The organism is Shewanella livingstonensis (assembly GCF_003855395.1).
In the GTDB taxonomy this organism is placed as follows: Bacteria; Pseudomonadota; Gammaproteobacteria; order Enterobacterales; family Shewanellaceae; genus Shewanella; species Shewanella livingstonensis.
In genome coordinates this window covers 753,516-770,713 of record NZ_CP034015.1, presented here as the reverse complement: position 1 = coordinate 770,713, position 17,198 = coordinate 753,516, and the positions used below count along the sequence as shown (strand labels likewise).

The window sequence follows — 17,198 nt, the reverse complement described above, 5'->3', positions numbered from 1 at the left end:
TATTCAGCAAGGCGTTACCCTGCTAGTCCAACATTAAAAGTGATGCGATACCTGCAACACCACTTCTCGTAGTGCCCCCGGGAAATGACCATTACGTTCTGAGAAACCGCTCACGGCATATTCTTTATCAAACAGGTTTTTCACATTTAACTGAAACTGGGTATCTTGCCACGTTGTGGTCCAGCTCATATCAAACACGGTATAGGGCTTAACGCGCTGTGCATCTGCACTCATTTGCTCACTGACATAGTCGGCACCCAGTGCAATAGCAGAATTCAGACTATCAATATCATAACGGGTCCACAAACCCGCTTGATGACGCGGTGCATTAACAAAATTGCTGCCATCTGCATAGGTATCGCCAATATCACCTTGAGTAACACGAGCATCGTTATAGGCGTAATTAGCCATAACAGTCCAATTCGGTGTTATATCTCCCACTAAGGTAAACTCAAGTCCTTTACTTTCAACTTCACCTAGGCTTACTAACGCAGGAATTCCGTCATCATTGCCCGTGTCAGCAGGATTATTCATGGCGACATCTTTTTTATTAATTTGATACACAGCTAGCGTGGTCATCATGCTGCCATTAAACCACTGATTTTTTATCCCTAGTTCAACTTGTTCACCCATTTCTGGGGCCAAACCGCCATCTGCACTGGTATCTTCTTGATCACCAATAGAGGTGGGGTTAAAGCTTTCAGAGTAGTTCACATAAAATGAGGTCTCTGACGAGTATTTATACACAACACCAGCACGTGGCGACACATGATCGTCGCTAAATTCAAAACCGCTCTCTTTGTCATAATCATTAAAATGATCGTAACGTAGGCCAACCAGCAGCAACCAGTTATCTGTTAGGTTTATTTGGTCTTGAGCATAAAAACCCATGCGCTCGGTTTTTTCACCATCACGATTTTGATCCGTTAAGGTGTAATCTGCTGGATCGCTTTCACCATAATTTAAATCAAAAATGTTTAGATTAGCGACACCGTCAGCCTCATAACGGGCACGCCAATAATCATAATCGCTGTTTACGTGATGGTAATCGGCTCCAAATAATAAGGTTTGCTCAATACCTGTATCTAATCGATATATAAAATCTGAAGTCACACTGACTTCTTGGTTAGCGCGATACTGTTTACGATATTCACGTTTAATGGTTTTATCATCAATATTGGCTTTACCATCACCATTAACGTCAACCCAACTTTGTGATTCGTGATATCCCTGTACACGCTCGTTATCAAGGTAACGCACTGTGGTATTAACACTTAACTCATCGCTAAAATGATGTTGTAAATCAGCTTGTAATATTGTTGCTTCAAGGTTTTGATAGTCTGACTTTTCATTAGCGTTATAGCTTGGATCAACCAAAAAGTTACCGTCATCGTCAACGGGAACGCCACGTAAACGATTACCGCCTAAATCTTGTTTAATGTAGTCAATGGTGGTGGTTAATGCAGTGTCATCGTCAAGTTGAAATAATAATCCACCTGTTAACTCGGTATTTTCAGAGTCGGCATTATTACGAAAACTGTCTTTTTGTTCATAAAAGCCACCTAAACGATAAGCAATTGAATCTGTTAAACCACCTTTAGAATCAATTGACCCGCCCATACGGTCGTTATCGCCTGTGGTTAATGTCACTTCAGTATCTTGGACAAAACTCGGCTTTTTACTGACATAATTAATCATCCCGCCAGGCTCACCACCACCGTATAACGCAGCAGCAGGACCTTTTAACACTTCAACTCGTTCAATATTAAATAACTGTGGTACACCGAAACCAGAAAAAGGGTCGCCTCTTACACCGTCATAAAACACATTACTGTCATCACGAAAACCACGAAAGGTCACCCCCGAATAACTGTAAGTGCTCACGCCCGCTATAGAGCGGTATAAGTCAGTGATTTCACGTGCAGCTTGATCAACTATCAACTGTTCATTCAACACCTGCACCGATTGCGGTAAATCCATAATATCGGTTTCAACTTTGGCACCCACAGACGTAGAAGATTCACGATAAAAGGTTTGTGCCCGCCCCATTACGGTTATTTTCTCAATCGACTCAGTCGAATCAACGTCGGTACTTTGTTCATTAGCACTCACACTCAATACAGGTAAAAGTAGGCTTAACACTCCAAGATTAATCACGTTCAAATGCATAACAACTTATTCATAGGCAACAGTAAAATTGACCGCAATATAACATCAAATGCTAATAGCAACTATTCGCGTTTGATAATTTACATTTGTGATAGTTTGTTAATGAGAAATGTTAATAAATGACGAGTTATGGTGCATATTTACACTTTATGCCGTTAATAATATGCCCATAATGTAGATAGCACTCTCTGATAGCGCATTAGGTTAGATAACACGCTCACTAATCATTGGGGATTCTAACAAAAAAAAAGGCCTCGCATTGCTGCGAGGCCTTTTCTATAAAGAGGTGAGTTGGCCGATAAGCCGACTCCTCACAGCAAAATTAGTTAGTAAATGGCGTGTTTTATAAAGCTTTAATAAACAATGTGTTCCAGTTTGTAGCACACTATGTAACACAACATAAGTTAACTTAAGCAGATTTATTTGCCAAGCGTTACTTGGTGCTTACTTGGTGTGAATTTTCAAAAAACACATCTAAAACTTTCTCACGTTCCGATACCGATAGGTCATTTTCTTCTAGGACTATCGCTTTCTAGAGGCTCGTTAGGACATCAAATATAAACTTGTATCGTGTTGGGCTGGTTTTATCTTTTAAGTGATTGAGGCGTTCCGTATGAAGCCGGACGCCTCGTTTATGAAGTGGTTTTACTTTTTATTATTTGCTAGTGGACTTGTACTTTGCATTGAATGCTCTTGTTGCTTGCATGCGTTCTTTTACCTTCATTCCGCGTAGGTTTCCAAAGTTAATAAAGCCATACCTTTTACCTGCTTGCTGAGTGCTTAACTCTTTTGACAAGTAATCACAGCTAGCTATGTTTACCGGTACACGTCTTTTAACCTCATTACTCTCTGGTTCACGCCATGAACTTAACCAATACGGGTGTTCTACTCCTTCTTCCGTAGGTAATGCCCCAAACTGTCCTTCTTCTAGCTTTATAAGCTCCGTGTATGGCTGTTTAAAGAGATAATTAGGACTCACTAATACAGCGCTTGAGCTGGTAGGGTTATCTTTCTTTAAAAGCGATTTAAGACGGTTTAAGTTTGATTCAGGCGTTTCCCTTACAATGGTGATGATATGGGCGTGGGTGATTGTTTTAGAGCCTTTACCGCCAGTCTCAAGCACAATACTTGTAGGCTCGCTCCAACCACGTTCTCTTAAGAGCTTTCCATAGGCCAAGGCTGGATTTGATGAGCTGTTAACTTTGAGTTTGGTATTGATTGAAAAACTAACGGTGCCGAATACTATCGTTGCATGATTTTCTTTGATTTGAGCTATATCTTGCAGGACTAAAAAGGCTGTTTCTAAATCTCTTGAGAAGGTTCTTTTTTCTGATTTATCATGAAGCGGTATTAGTGATTCTTTATGCTTATTTACCCCCTTCTTAGAGTGAGTAAATAAGGGCTTTATAACTCTATTAAAAGCATATACTGGTTGACCGTTCATTCCGGCCGCATTTGAATACTCTACAGCCCTAGAGAGCACTGAGCATGCGGGTGATTTAGCAGTAAGAAAAACACTTTTAAAAATCGTTTTTTTTGCGCCTTTTTTTATTGCTGTTTTCAGTGCCATTTCTGATGACATTTCTAGACCGTCTTTAGCCAATTTGGTATACTCTTTCTGTACTGTATTTGTTTAGTAGCACCTCTCGCATGAGGTGCTTTTTTTTACCCTAAGATCCTAGTTTGGCCGTTCTCACTTCCAAGACCTCAACCTCAAGCATTTCCCTTACAATCAATTCTGGTAGGTCTTCATTTACATCTGGCTTATCGCCAAATTTAAAGCTTGCTCTTAGCGTGTCATTAGACAACTTTAAGCTTGAAGCTATACCGGTTAATGCTCTGGCAATTTGAACAGCCTGTTTAGTGTCAGTGGGTTTATCTGGCAACTCATCTAAGAGGCAGTGCAGCTTGTCTCTGAGCTTTGATGCTAAGGCTAAATCATCCATTAACAGTGAAGAGGCTTGCTCTCTGATTGCATTACTTGAAAGGGATACTTTTAGGGCGTTCTGATATTTATCTATCAGCTCTTGTTTCATCGAACCGGCTTTAATACCCGCTCGCTTTTGTATCGATCTGACGGTGTGATAACTCAAATCAAAATGCTTTGAGACTGCAGCCAGCGTATAGCCCGCTGCAATCATCGCTACAATCTCAGCCTGAGTATCCGGTGTGGCTCGGCTACCCAATCATTCCACCATTTGAATCATGTTGTGTTCTAGCTCTTTCCTTAAGGGCTTCTAACCCCTCAACTAAGAGATATTGAACTACGTGACGATACTTAAGGCCTGACTCTTTTGCTATGCCCTCAATCATCGGCTCAAGGCTTTTAGGGACTCTAATTTGCATGGTCATATTAATTCACCCCTAACATGGGTAACGTTACAAGCTTAGCGATATTCACTTCACGCTCAAGGTGTGCGGCATAGGTTGCCTGTGATGCGCCATGACCTCTTGCAGCAATGTTACAGCCGACTAATATCAGGCTTTCTAACGTCTTTAAATCATCTATACCGGTTGCAGCGGCAATATTCTTGATAACCTTATTCACCCCCTCATCACCATTGTTCATTTTGTCTAAAATGGTCTTTAGCGCTTGTAAATTGGCCTTTGCTGATTGCATGTCACCAGTTTCAACTGAATGAATTGCGGTATTAACTAGCTGTGAACAAAAATACATACGTTCTAACATGATTTGGTTTCCTGAACTTGTAGTGAGGTGTCTATATTTTCAAAAGCTGCAGCCATACGGTGCATACCTCCGAGGTGAGCATAGCTTTTTATTTCTTGTTTTCTTTTTTCTGCTAATGCTTTCTGATTTTCTTGGTTAGCGGTATAAAGCGCGGATAGCGGCCTAGTTTGAACCGTCTGTACCTTTGCTTCACCCTTCAATATCTTGAACAGGGTTAAATCACAGTATTGTTCTGCGACATACCTTGGCATTCCCTGATTAGCGAGCTCTTCAATCATTTCTGTTCTATCTAAGGTATTGAACATTATTAATTCCCACCTACGTATAAGGTTTTTCATTGTATTCAAGAGCTTGAGGGGTATATTTTAGCTAAAAACAAACTAAATAGCGACATGTTATGTCGCCATTTAATGTAGGTATTGAGGTGTTTTAGAGAGAGGTAATGCGTAAGTATCAGGTTTTACTCATGTATTAAATGAAGAGAAAAATTAAAATAATTTCTTTAAAATTGGCTTTTTTTGACTCTTTGCACCGTTGACACTGAACAGCCGAGTATTTCGGCAGTTTTACGAAGACTCATCGTTTGTAAATGAGTTAAAATTGCTTCGTGTAGTTTAATGTCTTTGTTTTGACCGCCCCACGTCTTGCCCTCTGCTTTGGCCTTCGCAATGCCTTGAGCCTGTCGTGTTCTTCTTGTCTCATAGTCATCTCTTGCCATACCAGCAGCTAAATCGATCATGAAGTTTGTAAGAGCTTTTTGAATAAATCCCGAGTGTTCATCATTGTTTGATAATGCGGTATGAGTTTGCGGTTGATCTGCGATTACGATAATGATCCCTTTACTGGCAATCTTGGCTTTAAGCGTTTGCCATATTTCCCAAGGTAAACGGCTAAGTCTGTCCATTTTCTCAATAAGCAGAATATCACCGTCACTAGCTTCATCTATCAGCCTATCAAGCTCTGGTCGGTCTGGGGTGCTACCTGATACGTTTTCTTGATAGAAGGTCGTAATCTTTACGCCCTTTGCTGTAGCGAATGAAATTAACTCCGGCTTAGCTCGAGAGCTATCTTGCTCTTTAGTCGATGCTCTTAAATATGCGCGAATGGTTAGGTAAGGTGTATTCAGCATGTGGTATCTCATTCAATGATTAATTGGTGTATTCATTTGGCTCTCTAGGCCGCATTCCTACATTCTACCAAGTGTATTCATTGAAGTATACTTGAATGAATGTAAATATTTTATCATCTCTATATTCATTCCCAATTTAATTTGTAGAGGGTTACAGACTAATGGGTAATTGTTATAACTTGAATTGCTTGGTAAGTTCATAAAGATTAGATAGAAAATCTACAACCAGATTTATTGGAAGTGAATCAAAGTTATTTTTTAGTAAAAGTAACGCACGACTATTCCGAAACGGCTCAATTATAATATGAGTTTAAAATGAAAACAGACGATACAAAAGACTTACTGAAAATATCTATTGTCCAAGTAGATTCTTATCAAGTAGATCTAGGGAAAATGATTTGTGATTGTGGGGCGAAAAGAAATCGTGAAGCGATTCCTGATTTTTCTTGGATGTGCATTCATATGGCTAAAGCCATCGCTTCACATTTTGCACTGCTAAAAAGCACACTAAAAGATTATAAAGCATATTATTCCGCAATCTCTCAACATGCACAATCAGGCACTAGTGAAAATATGTCAAACCTAAGCGGTAAATGGGTTTACAGAAGTAAAAAATTAACGGCTACCATTTTTACATCTTTCTCCGGTGCAGGTAATCATAACAGTGATTTCATTCGAGTTATTGTAAGAGGTAGAGATTATACGCTGTTTAAACCAACTCTCGAATGGTGCCTGAATAGTATGATGTGCTTTCAACCGTTATCTCTAAATGAAAAGCTCGAGCTAGAATCATTCATTCTGGAGAACATAATATTAAGTGTGTATACAAAACTTGAAGAACTAACCATCCCTGACGCAACTAACTTTAAAATAAAAAAATTGAAAAGAAGTGGTCATAAAATAGTCGGGCTTTGTAAGAATAATCCTGATAGCTTTGAAGCTAAAATTCTATTTAGAGAAATAATGAAACCGGTTAGAGTTAGCTTATCCATAGCTGGTTGGGGAAATATAAAAAACTGTAAATCCGCCATGTATGACCCGATAGACAATAAATTAACTTTTAAAAATAGACTATTAGAGATATTTCGACCCCAGCTAGAGCAGTGGTGCTCCTCTTGCTGTGAAATCTACGCTCAGGAAAATCCAGAAATCTAACTATAAAAGTATGTTCAGAAAATCCAGTTGATATTGGATTGTCTGAACTTCACCTTTGTTTTACGTGATAATTACAACATATCAAATATTTTTGCTTACCAGTCAAGACAATCGATCACGCATAACATGTCTTTTAATTCAAAATCATCTATGTACTTTTTAGTGATGCCTGAACCTGAAATTGCATGTCCAACAACTCTCTGAACCATATGTAATTCATTAGTTTTAACAGATTGAGTTATGCAAGAGTGCCGCATACTGTGAAACGAGTACCGCCTATTGTTATAAGTTAGCTTCGGTATATTAAGTAAATCTAGCGAATCTCTAAATTTTGATGTTATGTAATGGTCTGTTTTAAATGAACGAAATACCTTCAAACCTTTAGAATCCTCTGGTTTAGTATTTTCTAAAAAATCTAAAAAACCTAACTCGACCAACCTATTGTGAACAGGAATCAATCTTGTCGCTGCATTTGTTTTGCCCTTTTCAATAAATAAATAATGACGATGACAATCAGTATCAAACAGAACATTTGATATCTTTAAGTTAAAAATATCTCCTCGTCTAGCACCTGAGTACGCAGCTAGTAAAATAATCCACTTATAGTCAGAGCTAGGTTGAACTTCCCAATAACCAACTACCGCAGCCATTTGCTTACGCGACAATGCTGCGTATGATAGTGTTTCAACATCAACGGATACATCTCTAGTTGGAACAACCGATATATGGTCTTTGAGCTTAGCTAAGAATTTAGAAAATAAAGACTGGTAATCCTTTAATGCCTCACCCGCTTGTTTCGAGGCAACTAAATCATGATCAGGAATACTTCTTTTTTTAGCAGCATCAATCCATACTTCCAAACGTTTTTCACGACTATAAGGTAATTGATTCAAACGAGGCATGTTGTCTATAACTGACAGCGTATCCCAAATATGAGTACTTGTTACATGTGCAATGTCTATATCACCAACAACTAAGAGTAGTTTCTGAAAACTAGCCGTTCTAGATCTCAAGGCTTCTTTAGATAAGCCATAACGGTTATTTTTATACAATTCACTTCGCCAAGTAAAATATAGCTCAAAGGATTCCGAAAGAGATATTCCTACACCTGCAACTACTGATGCTTGTTCAGGCTCCACCTTGTGAGGTATATCTAATTTAGCTAAAGCAAGAGAATGCTTCATCGCAGTCTCATTGTCTGCAGCGCTATCTTTAGAGTCATAAGTAGTCGCTCTTTTAGGTTGCCCATTTTCACCGAACTCAACAACTGTAGCAAAATGCGTTATAAATCCTTCGCTTACTTTTCTAGCCATCAATGAACTCCTTAAATCATCAAATTGACTAATAATATTATTAACAATCTTTTTCGCTACTCTAGGGGACTTGGTATGAAGACTTTGTCGAATGACAGGCGGTAGGCTTGTTGCTTCTCTTATGATCTTTGGTACGCGTAACCGTAAGTAGTAGATACCATTACGCTGGAGCGTATAGGGGATTGTTTGTGTCTCAGTTTGTAGCACAGTTTGTAACATAAAAGGCCTCACATCGCTGTGAGGCCTTCTATTTGGAAAGGTTGAGTTGGCCGATAAGCCGGGTCCTGTCGTGGACAGTTATTCATCTAGGCCTGCAATCGCTCACAGGCTCAAGCAACCTACCCGGTCCCAACGCGAGCAGCGCCATGCGGAACCCTATTTGGTCTTGCTTCGGGTAGAGTTTACCTTGCTACGGACTATTGCTAGCCGCACGGTGCGCTCTTACCGCACCCTTTCACCCTTACCATTGTTAGCCTAAGCCAATAATGGCGGTTTCCTCTCTGTTGCACTTGTCGTCGGTTCACACCGCCCAGGCGTTACCTGGTACCCCGCTCTTTGAAGCCCGGACTTTCCTCCCCGTACTTGCGTACGCGGCAACTGTCTGGCCAACTCGGCGCGGATTATAGCCTAAGCAGCGCAACAAACCAATGCCAAAGCGAGCGACTTTTTATAAATCCAGTTCTAAACCGTATTTATACAAGGCATTTTTCTTTAAACCATGGATTTGCCCAGCGATGGCTGCAGCTTTTTTAAGCGGTAATTCTTCACAAAGCAGCTTTAACGTAGCAACGGCAACTGCAGGAATGCCTTCTTCATCAGATAATGTAAAGCCGTGGCACATAATGACCATTTCGCCTTTTTGCTGATTATCATCAGCTTCAACCAGCGCTAATACCTCTGCAGCGGTGCCAGATAAGAAGGTTTCGAAAGTTTTAGTCACTTCACGTGCCATTACCACTTGCCTATCGGCGCCTAAAACGTCAACAATAGCGGCAAGGCTATAAAGAATACGGTGAGGAGATTCGTAAAATATCAATGTCCGAGGATCTTCTTTAAGCAATTCAAGTTTATCGATACGGGCTTTTTCTTTTGAGGGTAAAAAACCTTCAAAGCTAAAGCGATCCGACGGTAACCCAGATGCACTTAAGGCCGTTATCGCAGCACAAGCACCTGGTAGCGGTACGACTCTGTGGCCAGCTTGACGAACATGATTCACTAAATGGTAGCCAGGGTCAGAAATTAGCGGCGTACCAGCGTCAGAAATGAGCGCGATTGATTTACCTTCATTTAACTGTTCAACTATCCATTGTGCTCGGTCACGTTCATTGTGATCATGTAAGGCCGTTTTACGGGTTTCAATACCAAAGTGACTCAGCAGTCTTCCGCTGTGGCGAGTGTCCTCACAGGCGATCAAATCTACCTGTTGTAGCACCTCGATTGCACGAGCGCTGATGTCGCCAAAATTACCAATTGGGGTGGGAACAATATACAGCGCGACCATTTGGTCCATAATTACCTCGATAATGAATCTACCTGATACTTTCGCCAAGCGTAAGAGCAGGTTAAACTAGTAACAGCATCTTACCAGAGTGAAGCCAAGTGTTAAAAAGACTGAATACAACAAAATTCGTGTGCGCGTTGATTTTCTCTGTATTGGTGGTCGGTTGTGCCGCCAAAAAACAGCAGGAAAATATTGACGCAAGTGCATCGCTCGTTGCCGCTGAACATCCGGCTAAAATTTATTTAGCCCAGGCAACGAGTAGCAGTTTACCAGAAAAGCGTGATCGTTATTTATTACTCGCGGCTCACGCATATATAAATGACGGTAACTTTAATTCTGCGGTTAACGTACTAACGTCAATGCAGAAGTCGATGGTGAATGTTGCCTCACTGCAAGCCGAGCATATTTACTTACGCGCGCGCATTGCTGAAAAAACCAATAGCAGCCAAGCGGCATTAGATATTTTACAATACCCTCCTCATTGGCAGCTACCTCGTTGGCAAATGGCGAGTTATCACCAATTTAAAGCTAAGCTGTACAAAAATACTCAGCAGCCAATTGATCAAGTTAAGCAATTAAGCTTATTAAGTAATTACTTACCGAAATCTGAAACAACTGCAGTTAATAATGTTATTTGGAAGCTACTGCAACCTTTACACGAAGAAACTGTACAGTCGTTTATGCGTGATCAATCTAATCCGATTTTTGCAGGTTGGTTACAGTTAACCTTTATAGCGAAGCATTATGCAGTTGAGCCAACGCAGTTAGTGCGTTATTTAGGTGAGTGGCAACGCAATAATCCAAATCACCCTGCAGCAATGAAGTTACCTGCAGATTTAGAAAAAGCCCTCAACGCCAAACCGTTTAGGCCACAAAATATTGCCGTATTATTGCCATTAACAGGTCCTCGCGCAGTGGTTGCTGAACCTATTCGTCAAGGTCTGCTGTCTAGTTACCTGTCTGACTATGACGCGAATGTGTCAATTAACTTTTATGATACTCAGCAAGGTGTTGCTATAGCTTATCAACAAGCCGTTACCAAAGGTGCTGAGTTTATTATTGGACCATTGTTACCCAATGAAGTCGAAGAACTACAGAAAATAAACGATAAACAAAAGAGCACTGTGCCACAGTTGTATTTAAACCAAACAGACACTTTTGTGCCACAGCCAAACCTGTTTTATTTTTCGTTGTCTCCGGCGCAAGAAGCCAGTGATGCAGCACATAAACTGTATAGTGATGGCGTAAAGCAGCCACTTTTACTGGCAAGCAACGATCCTATTGGCAAACGCATGGCTGACAGTTTTAAACAAACTTGGTTAACGTTAACCAGTAATGATGCTGAAGTGTATTTCTATGATGCTGGTGACCAAATGAAGGTGACAGTTCAAGAAGCATTAGGCGTTAAAGATAGCCAAGCACGTATTAGCAGAATGCGAGATTTATTAGGCAGTCGCTTAGCATCAGATTTTCGTTCTCGACAAGATATTGATGCGATATACATGATTTCTGGTTCGCAAGATTTAGCCCTACTAAAACCCTTTTTAGACGTTAATTTTAGTGTGTTCTCTGAACCTGTAACCTTGTATACCACTAGCCGTAGCCGCCTTGAAAATGAGTCTGCGCAGTCGTCACAAGAGTTGAATAACTTAATGATTAGTGATGTCCCATGGTTAATGCAATCTAGTAGCGAAACACAGCTAGTATCAGAGCTCTGGAGTGGTTGGAATAACACCCAAAAACGCCTGTATGTAATGGGTTTTGATGCACTAGAATTAGTCAATCGTTTAGCGCAAATGCGCGCTTTCCCGGGATATCAATTTATGGGTCGCAGCGGTGCTTTATCAGTGAAGCCAAACGGAGTAATAGATCGTCAATTGTCTTGGGGCAAATATACCCAAGGGAAATTAACCCCATTATGATGAATCGCGGACAATTAGCTGAGCAACGTGCGCGAACTTACCTTGAACAACAAGGTCTGATGTTTGTAGAGGCTAATGTTCGATATCCATTTGGTGAAATAGATTTGATTATGCGCCAACAAGATGTGTGGGTATTTGTTGAAGTAAAATTTAGAACCTCAAATCAGTTTGGTGGCGCCATAAATGCACTCACAAGTAAGCAAATAACGCGGATAAGATTAGCCGCGGATCATTATTTACAACGACAAAAATTGAATCCACCTTGTCGCTTTGATGTCATTGCGATGAATATTGATGAAATAAATTGGCTACAAGGCTGTTTTTAAGCGGCAATTGATTACCATAACCTTGATTTATGGCATCATAGGGTCAAATTACCAAGTCTGACTGATGAGCAACGTTAAAAAGGCCAATCAGAGACATACGTAGACATAATTTAGCGTAAGGATTGTTGCATGTTAGAACGTATTAAAGATAGTTTCACCGAATCGATTCAGACTAAAATTGATGCTGCTGAAGCATTACCTGAGTCGATTGAAAAAGCTGCAGAGATGATGGTGCAATGTCTACTAGGCGGTAATAAAATTCTGTCATGTGGTAATGGCGGCAGCGCTGGTGATGCTCAACACTTCTCAGCTGAATTATTAAACCGTTATGAAATTGAACGTCCACCGCTACCTGCTATTGCATTAAGCTGTGATACGTCAACGATTACCGCTATCGCCAACGACTATAGCTACGATGAAATATTCTCGAAGCAAATTTTTGCACTGGGTCAACCAGGCGATATTTTATTGGCCATTTCAACCAGTGGTAATTCTGGCAATATTATTAAAGCCATGGAAGCAGCCTTAAGCCGCGACATGACGATTGTGGCCCTAACCGGTAAGGATGGCGGTGCAATGGCTGGCTTGATGAGCGCAGGTGATGTAGAAATCCGTGTACCGTCAAATGTCACCGCTCGCATCCAGGAAGTTCATTTACTGGTTATTCATTGTTTATGCGATAACATCGATCGCACCTTGTTCCCGCAGGATGAACAAGCATGATAAAACGGGTACTCATCATCTCAGCTCTGGCATTGTTGCAGGGGTGTGCTGGTGCCGTCATGGTTGGCGCCGTTAGCGGAGCCAAGATGGTAAATGACGAGCGTAGCATGGGTACTCAAATCAGTGATACTAATACTGATTTTGTTATTGCTAGCGCATTATCAAAACATGATGACCTGAATAATCAAACTAATATCGCAGCAATTGTGATGAACAATAATGTGTTGATGATAGGCCAGGCGCCTAATTCAATGCTACGCGATAAAGCCATTAAAGTGGTACAAGATTTACAAATTGGCGGTAAAATACATAACCAAATTCGTATTGGTACGCCAACATCATTTACCACTCGCAGCAACGACACTTGGGTTACCACCAAAGTGAAAGGCCGCATGTTAAATGAAAAATCACTCGATATTACTCGAGTGAAAGTGATTACTGAAAACGGCGAAGTCTTTTTACTTGGGCTTATTGACCGCAAGCAAGCTGATTTGGCAGTTGATATCGCGCGAAATACTGCAGGTGTTCGTAAAGTGATTAAGGTGTTTGAATACACTGAATCTTAATCCTCAGAACATGATTACTTAAAGTGATTTAAAAATTCATCCTGCATTTTGCTCGATGAATTTTTTTTGGGATCTTTTTGCTTGTATCCACGGGATAATCAGCGACGGCAACACAATAAACCCAGCCCCAACCAAACTTAAACCATCAAGCCATTCATCAAAAAACAACCAACCAAAAAAGACACAAAATAATAGTCCAGTATATTCCGCCACCACTATTTGGCTGGCTTGTGCTTGGCGATAAGCTAACGCGCAAAACCACTGATACGCCAATAAAAATACATTACTCGACACCGCAATAGCCACTAAAGACCAACTAATCGCCTCTATGCCCTGAGCCAACACCATCACCAAAACTAATGGCATACTGAGCAAATTATAAAGCATTAGCGTGACGATAGGACTTTCTGTACTGGGTAATTTACGTAGCGCTAACTGATTAATCGCAAACATAAATGCAGAGATGAGTACCGCTATTCCAAACCAGTTAATCTCACTTGGGCGTAGTAAAATAATAATGCCAATAAATCCCAAAGTAGCTGCTGACCAATGGGCGGCCGTTACGGTTTCTTTTAAAAATAAAAAGCCCATTAGCACAATCATTAACGGCGCCGAATAAAACAACGAGCTTACAGTGGCGATAGGTAGCGCAATTAAGCCCATAATTAAGCATACAGCTCCAATAGCGCCAGTATTAGCTCGCACTAAGTGCACCTTTATATGGCGACTGATTGGTTTTTTAGCGGCAAACCATAGTGGCAACAGCATTAATATTGATGTGAACTGCCTAACTAATAAAAACGTTGCCGCGCTGCTGCCCTCTGGCAGCCATTTGATAGAAACATCATACATCGCACTAAAAAGGTTTCCGACCACCAATAACATCATGCCAATCGCTATTGTAGATTTCATTGTACTTACAACCCTAGAACCAATAATGGGCTGCATCATATAGCTATCAATTAATAACGAATAATGATGTATTTAATCTATTCATGAGTTAAATTCATACATAAAGTATTTCAAGTAAATAAACTCATATTTAAGGTGTAAATGCGCAAACTACCACCACTAAGGGCATTACAAATATTTGAAGCGGCTGCAAGACATGCTCATTTCTCTCGCGCAGCAACGGAGCTGTGCATTACCCAAAGTGCGGTATCACATCAAGTGAGGCTACTTGAAGCGTATTTTGGTGAACGATTATTCAGCCGTGAAGGTAGACAGCTATGCTTAACCAGTAAAGGTAACGTGCTTTATCATGAGCTGGAACGAATATTTAATGAGCTAAATGATTTGAGTATGCAAATTACTGGCGACAGTAATGACCAACTACGTTTAGCGGTATATAGCTCATTTGCTATTAAGTGGCTTATTCCTCGCTTAAGCGACTTCCATCGGCTGCATCCACAAATTAAAATTCGCTTGGACATGATAACCGACGACCCACTGATGAGTGATAGTACTGCAGACATGTTTATCACTGGACAAAGCGGCCAACCAGGATATGTACATCGGATGTTACACCAAGAACGATTAATCCCAGTAATTAGCCCTGCGTTGTTAATAGCCGATGATTCAGCACACAGTATATTGCGTCAGTATGCTTTACTTACCGTTGATGAAGGGCCTATGGGCTTTGACTGGGAGCGCTGGTTAAACGTCAATAACATCAGTATGCCTGCTACCCAACAGCAACACGTATTTAGTCATGTATTACTAGCCATTGAAGCGGCTATTGCCGGCCAAGGCATCGCGCTGGCATCTGATTTTATGGTAGAACGAGATATTAGTAAGGGAGCACTGGTAGCGCTGGATTTACCTGCGATGTTAACGGGCTTTGAATTCAATTTTAGCTGTAAAGAACGACGGTTAAAGGAACCTGCTATCGCCGCATTTGTGCAATGGTTAACCAAAAAATAAGCCAGCAAGTTGCTGGCTTAAAAGTAAACTGAGTGACGATTTATACAATCAAACCAATTTTTTCATACACTTTTTTAATGGTGACTTCTGCACGAGCTTGAGCTTTCTCAGCCCCTTCTGCCATGACTTGGTTTAGATAGGCATTATCGGCACGATACTCTTTAAAACGAGCTTGTAATGGTTCTAACATGCCAACAACCGCTTCACCGGTAGCCACTTTTAAATGACCGTACATTTTGCCTTCAAACTCAGCTTCTAAAGAAGCGATTGACTGGCCAGTACAACCTGACATTAAACTCAGCAGATTAGATACCCCAGGTTTTTGTTCCATATCAAAACGCACAACTGGTGGCTCTTCGCTATCGGTCATGGCTTTTTTCACTTTCTTTAAAATCGCTTTAGGATCTTCAAGTAAACCAATCACATTATTACGATTGTCATCTGACTTGGACATCTTCTTAAGCGGGTCTTGCAGTGACATCACCTTAGCACCATGCTCAGGAATAAACGGTTCTGGGATAGTAAATGTGTCGCCATAAGCATTATTAAAACGGGTCGCAATATCACGGGTCAATTCTAAGTGTTGCTTTTGGTCTTGCCCAACAGGGATCTCATTGGCTTGATAAAGCAAAATATCTGCTGCCATGAGTACAGGATAACCGTATAGACCAACGTTAATGTTATTAGCATGCTTTAACGACTTATCTTTAAACTGGGTCATGCGGTTGAGTTCACCCATTTGGGTGTAGCAGTTTAGTACCCAACCTAGCTGGGTGTGCTGCGGAACTTGCGACTGAATAAACACGGTACTTTTTTTAGGGTCAACACCGCAGGCAAGATACAAAGCTAAAGTATCCAAACACGCTTCACGCAGTAACTTAGGATCTTGGCGAACCGTAATGGCATGTAAATCAACAACACAATATAGGCAATCATGGCTATCTTGCATGGCAACCCATTGACGAAGTGCACCCATATAATTACCTATGGTTAATTCGCCTGATGGCTGCGCACCGCTGAGTACTATGGGTTTGGTCATGTGTTTTATTGCTCCAGATTATCTATTTAAATTCAAATTATTAAAGTAAGTATTGCTCTATATCAGCAAAGTTTTCGCATACCGCATGGGGATGACTTAGGGCAATATCTTCGCCGTAGTTGTAACCATAGGTCAAGCCAATAGACATAATATTGGCAGCTTTAGCCGCTAAAATATCATTCTTTGAATCGCCAATCATCAGTAATTGCGACTCATCCAATTGCCACTGCTCAAGTAAATGCTGTAACGGCATTGGATCGGGCTTCATTTTTGCTAGAGAATCGCCACCAAGTACTTCGCAAAATAAACCATCGAGACCAAAAGCGCTTAATAATGGCACAGTAAAACGGTAAGGTTTATTGGTGACAATAGCCAGTTTAAAGCCTGCTTGTTTTAATTGTTGTAACGTGACTAATACTCCAGGATACAGACGGCTATGCTTTTGTAAATGCTCACCATAATGATGCATAAACTGAGGCATTGTTTGCTCAAGTAATAACTGTAGCTCTGGGTCATCTTCTGCCATGGCAGACACATAACTTAATGCTCGTTGCATTAGCACTTGAGCACCATTACCCACCCAACTGAGGACTAATGCTTCGGTCACTGGAGGATATTGGCGTTGTACTAATGTAGCATTAGTGGCCGCTGCTAAGTCAGGTACGCTATCAATTAACGTTCCATCTAAATCAAAAGCAATAGCCCGAATTTTCGACCATTTCATCATGTAAAGTCCCAATCAG

17 protein-coding genes, 1 other RNA gene and 1 pseudogene are annotated in these 17,198 nt (G+C 40.8%); 6 read left to right on the top strand and 13 right to left on the bottom strand.

Annotated features, from left to right (window positions below; genetic code table 11):
• Positions 1 to 33: 33 nt before the first annotated feature.
• From EGC82_RS03455 to EGC82_RS03430, 6 genes are all read right to left on the bottom strand, one after another.
• Positions 34 to 2,169 carry a TonB-dependent siderophore receptor gene (locus EGC82_RS03455; RefSeq protein WP_124729516.1) on the bottom strand — a complete coding sequence of 712 codons (2,136 nt, stop codon included), beginning with the start codon at positions 2,167 to 2,169 and terminating at the stop codon, positions 34 to 36.
• 655 nt (positions 2,170 to 2,824) lie between these two features.
• A complete protein-coding gene (locus EGC82_RS03450) occupies positions 2,825 to 3,772 on the bottom strand; it encodes a hypothetical protein (protein WP_124729515.1) in 948 nt (315 codons plus the stop codon).
• 67 nt (positions 3,773 to 3,839) lie between these two features.
• On the bottom strand, positions 3,840 to 4,355 hold the full coding sequence (locus EGC82_RS03445; protein ID WP_124729514.1) for a helix-turn-helix domain-containing protein: 516 nt from the start codon (positions 4,353 to 4,355) through the stop codon (positions 3,840 to 3,842).
• A 167-nt stretch (positions 4,356 to 4,522) separates the two neighbouring features.
• Positions 4,523 to 4,858, bottom strand: a complete 336-nt coding sequence (locus EGC82_RS03440; protein ID WP_124729513.1) for a hypothetical protein — start codon at positions 4,856 to 4,858, stop codon at positions 4,523 to 4,525.
• Entirely contained in the window at positions 4,852 to 5,163 is a 312-nt protein-coding gene (locus EGC82_RS03435) for a hypothetical protein (protein WP_124729512.1), read from the bottom strand. Before EGC82_RS03435 ends, EGC82_RS03440 begins: the two co-directional genes overlap by 7 nt.
• Before the next feature lie 197 nt (positions 5,164 to 5,360).
• Positions 5,361 to 5,987, bottom strand: coding sequence for a recombinase family protein (locus EGC82_RS03430; protein ID WP_124729511.1), 627 nt, complete (start codon positions 5,985 to 5,987; stop codon positions 5,361 to 5,363).
• A gap of 315 nt (positions 5,988 to 6,302) precedes the next feature.
• Here EGC82_RS03430 and EGC82_RS03425 point away from each other — a divergent pair, with 315 nt between their 5' ends.
• Positions 6,303 to 7,142: a hypothetical protein gene (locus tag EGC82_RS03425; RefSeq protein WP_124729510.1), complete on the top strand. Its 840-nt coding sequence runs from the start codon at positions 6,303 to 6,305 to the stop codon at positions 7,140 to 7,142.
• 95 nt (positions 7,143 to 7,237) lie between these two features.
• Here EGC82_RS03425 and EGC82_RS03420 read toward each other — a convergent pair whose 3' ends face one another.
• From EGC82_RS03420 to rsmI, 4 genes and pseudogenes are all read right to left on the bottom strand, one after another.
• Positions 7,238 to 8,455: a tyrosine-type recombinase/integrase gene (locus EGC82_RS03420; protein ID WP_164839083.1), complete on the bottom strand. Its 1,218-nt coding sequence runs from the start codon at positions 8,453 to 8,455 to the stop codon at positions 7,238 to 7,240.
• A gap of 72 nt (positions 8,456 to 8,527) precedes the next feature.
• A pseudogene (locus tag EGC82_RS21830) lies at positions 8,528 to 8,674 on the bottom strand (hypothetical protein); the annotation flags it as partial.
• Between the two features lie 38 nt (positions 8,675 to 8,712).
• Positions 8,713 to 9,068, bottom strand: an RNA gene (rnpB, locus tag EGC82_RS03415) — RNase P RNA component class A.
• Between the two features lie 54 nt (positions 9,069 to 9,122).
• The gene (gene rsmI, locus EGC82_RS03410) at positions 9,123 to 9,965 is read right to left on the bottom strand and encodes a 16S rRNA (cytidine(1402)-2'-O)-methyltransferase (protein WP_124729508.1); all 843 of its coding nucleotides are present in this window, start codon (positions 9,963 to 9,965) and stop codon (positions 9,123 to 9,125) included.
• A gap of 89 nt (positions 9,966 to 10,054) precedes the next feature.
• On the opposite strand from rsmI, the gene EGC82_RS03405 reads away from it, so the two are divergent.
• The 4 genes from EGC82_RS03405 (at position 10,055) to EGC82_RS03390 (ending at position 13,493) form a co-directional block, all read left to right on the top strand.
• Positions 10,055 to 11,878, top strand: coding sequence for a penicillin-binding protein activator (locus EGC82_RS03405; RefSeq protein ID WP_124729507.1), 1,824 nt, complete (start codon positions 10,055 to 10,057; stop codon positions 11,876 to 11,878).
• Positions 11,878 to 12,204, top strand: a complete 327-nt coding sequence (locus EGC82_RS03400; RefSeq protein WP_124732546.1) for a YraN family protein — start codon at positions 11,878 to 11,880, stop codon at positions 12,202 to 12,204. Before EGC82_RS03405 ends, EGC82_RS03400 begins: the two co-directional genes overlap by 1 nt.
• Positions 12,205 to 12,333: 129 nt before the next feature.
• Positions 12,334 to 12,927, top strand: coding sequence for a phosphoheptose isomerase (locus tag EGC82_RS03395; RefSeq protein ID WP_124729506.1), 594 nt, complete (start codon positions 12,334 to 12,336; stop codon positions 12,925 to 12,927).
• Positions 12,924 to 13,493 carry a BON domain-containing protein gene (locus EGC82_RS03390; RefSeq protein ID WP_124729505.1) on the top strand — a complete coding sequence of 190 codons (570 nt, stop codon included), beginning with the start codon at positions 12,924 to 12,926 and terminating at the stop codon, positions 13,491 to 13,493. Before EGC82_RS03395 ends, EGC82_RS03390 begins: the two co-directional genes overlap by 4 nt.
• Before the next feature lie 36 nt (positions 13,494 to 13,529).
• Here EGC82_RS03390 and EGC82_RS03385 read toward each other — a convergent pair whose 3' ends face one another.
• Positions 13,530 to 14,405 carry a DMT family transporter gene (locus EGC82_RS03385; protein WP_124729504.1) on the bottom strand — a complete coding sequence of 292 codons (876 nt, stop codon included), beginning with the start codon at positions 14,403 to 14,405 and terminating at the stop codon, positions 13,530 to 13,532.
• 141 nt (positions 14,406 to 14,546) lie between these two features.
• Here EGC82_RS03385 and EGC82_RS03380 point away from each other — a divergent pair, with 141 nt between their 5' ends.
• On the top strand, positions 14,547 to 15,416 hold the full coding sequence (locus EGC82_RS03380) for a LysR substrate-binding domain-containing protein (protein ID WP_124729503.1): 870 nt from the start codon (positions 14,547 to 14,549) through the stop codon (positions 15,414 to 15,416).
• A gap of 40 nt (positions 15,417 to 15,456) precedes the next feature.
• On the opposite strand, the gene trpS is transcribed toward EGC82_RS03380, so the two are convergent.
• Together trpS and EGC82_RS03370 are read right to left on the bottom strand one after the other, a co-directional pair.
• A complete protein-coding gene (gene trpS, locus EGC82_RS03375; RefSeq protein ID WP_124729502.1) occupies positions 15,457 to 16,455 on the bottom strand; it encodes a tryptophan--tRNA ligase in 999 nt (332 codons plus the stop codon).
• 40 nt (positions 16,456 to 16,495) lie between these two features.
• Entirely contained in the window at positions 16,496 to 17,182 is a 687-nt protein-coding gene (locus EGC82_RS03370) for a phosphoglycolate phosphatase (protein ID WP_124729501.1), read from the bottom strand.
• Between the last annotated feature and the right edge of the window lie 16 nt (positions 17,183 to 17,198).

Coding starts and splice junctions, on each gene's coding strand:
- EGC82_RS03455 (WP_124729516.1), bottom strand. CDS start 2,169: ATGCATTTGAACGTGATTAATCTTGGAGTGTTAAGCCTACTTTTACCT.
- EGC82_RS03440 (WP_124729513.1), bottom strand. CDS start 4,858: ATGTTAGAACGTATGTATTTTTGTTCACAGCTAGTTAATACCGCAATT.
- EGC82_RS03435 (WP_124729512.1), bottom strand. CDS start 5,163: ATGTTCAATACCTTAGATAGAACAGAAATGATTGAAGAGCTCGCTAAT.
- EGC82_RS03430 (WP_124729511.1), bottom strand. CDS start 5,987: ATGCTGAATACACCTTACCTAACCATTCGCGCATATTTAAGAGCATCG.
- EGC82_RS03425 (WP_124729510.1), top strand. CDS start 6,303: ATGAAAACAGACGATACAAAAGACTTACTGAAAATATCTATTGTCCAA.
- EGC82_RS03420 (WP_164839083.1), bottom strand. CDS start 8,455: ATGGCTAGAAAAGTAAGCGAAGGATTTATAACGCATTTTGCTACAGTT.
- rsmI (WP_124729508.1), bottom strand. CDS start 9,965: ATGGACCAAATGGTCGCGCTGTATATTGTTCCCACCCCAATTGGTAAT.
- EGC82_RS03400 (WP_124732546.1), top strand. CDS start 11,878: ATGAATCGCGGACAATTAGCTGAGCAACGTGCGCGAACTTACCTTGAA.
- EGC82_RS03395 (WP_124729506.1), top strand. CDS start 12,334: ATGTTAGAACGTATTAAAGATAGTTTCACCGAATCGATTCAGACTAAA.
- EGC82_RS03390 (WP_124729505.1), top strand. CDS start 12,924: ATGATAAAACGGGTACTCATCATCTCAGCTCTGGCATTGTTGCAGGGG.
- EGC82_RS03385 (WP_124729504.1), bottom strand. CDS start 14,405: ATGAAATCTACAATAGCGATTGGCATGATGTTATTGGTGGTCGGAAAC.
- EGC82_RS03380 (WP_124729503.1), top strand. CDS start 14,547: ATGCGCAAACTACCACCACTAAGGGCATTACAAATATTTGAAGCGGCT.
- trpS (WP_124729502.1), bottom strand. CDS start 16,455: ATGACCAAACCCATAGTACTCAGCGGTGCGCAGCCATCAGGCGAATTA.
- EGC82_RS03370 (WP_124729501.1), bottom strand. CDS start 17,182: ATGATGAAATGGTCGAAAATTCGGGCTATTGCTTTTGATTTAGATGGA.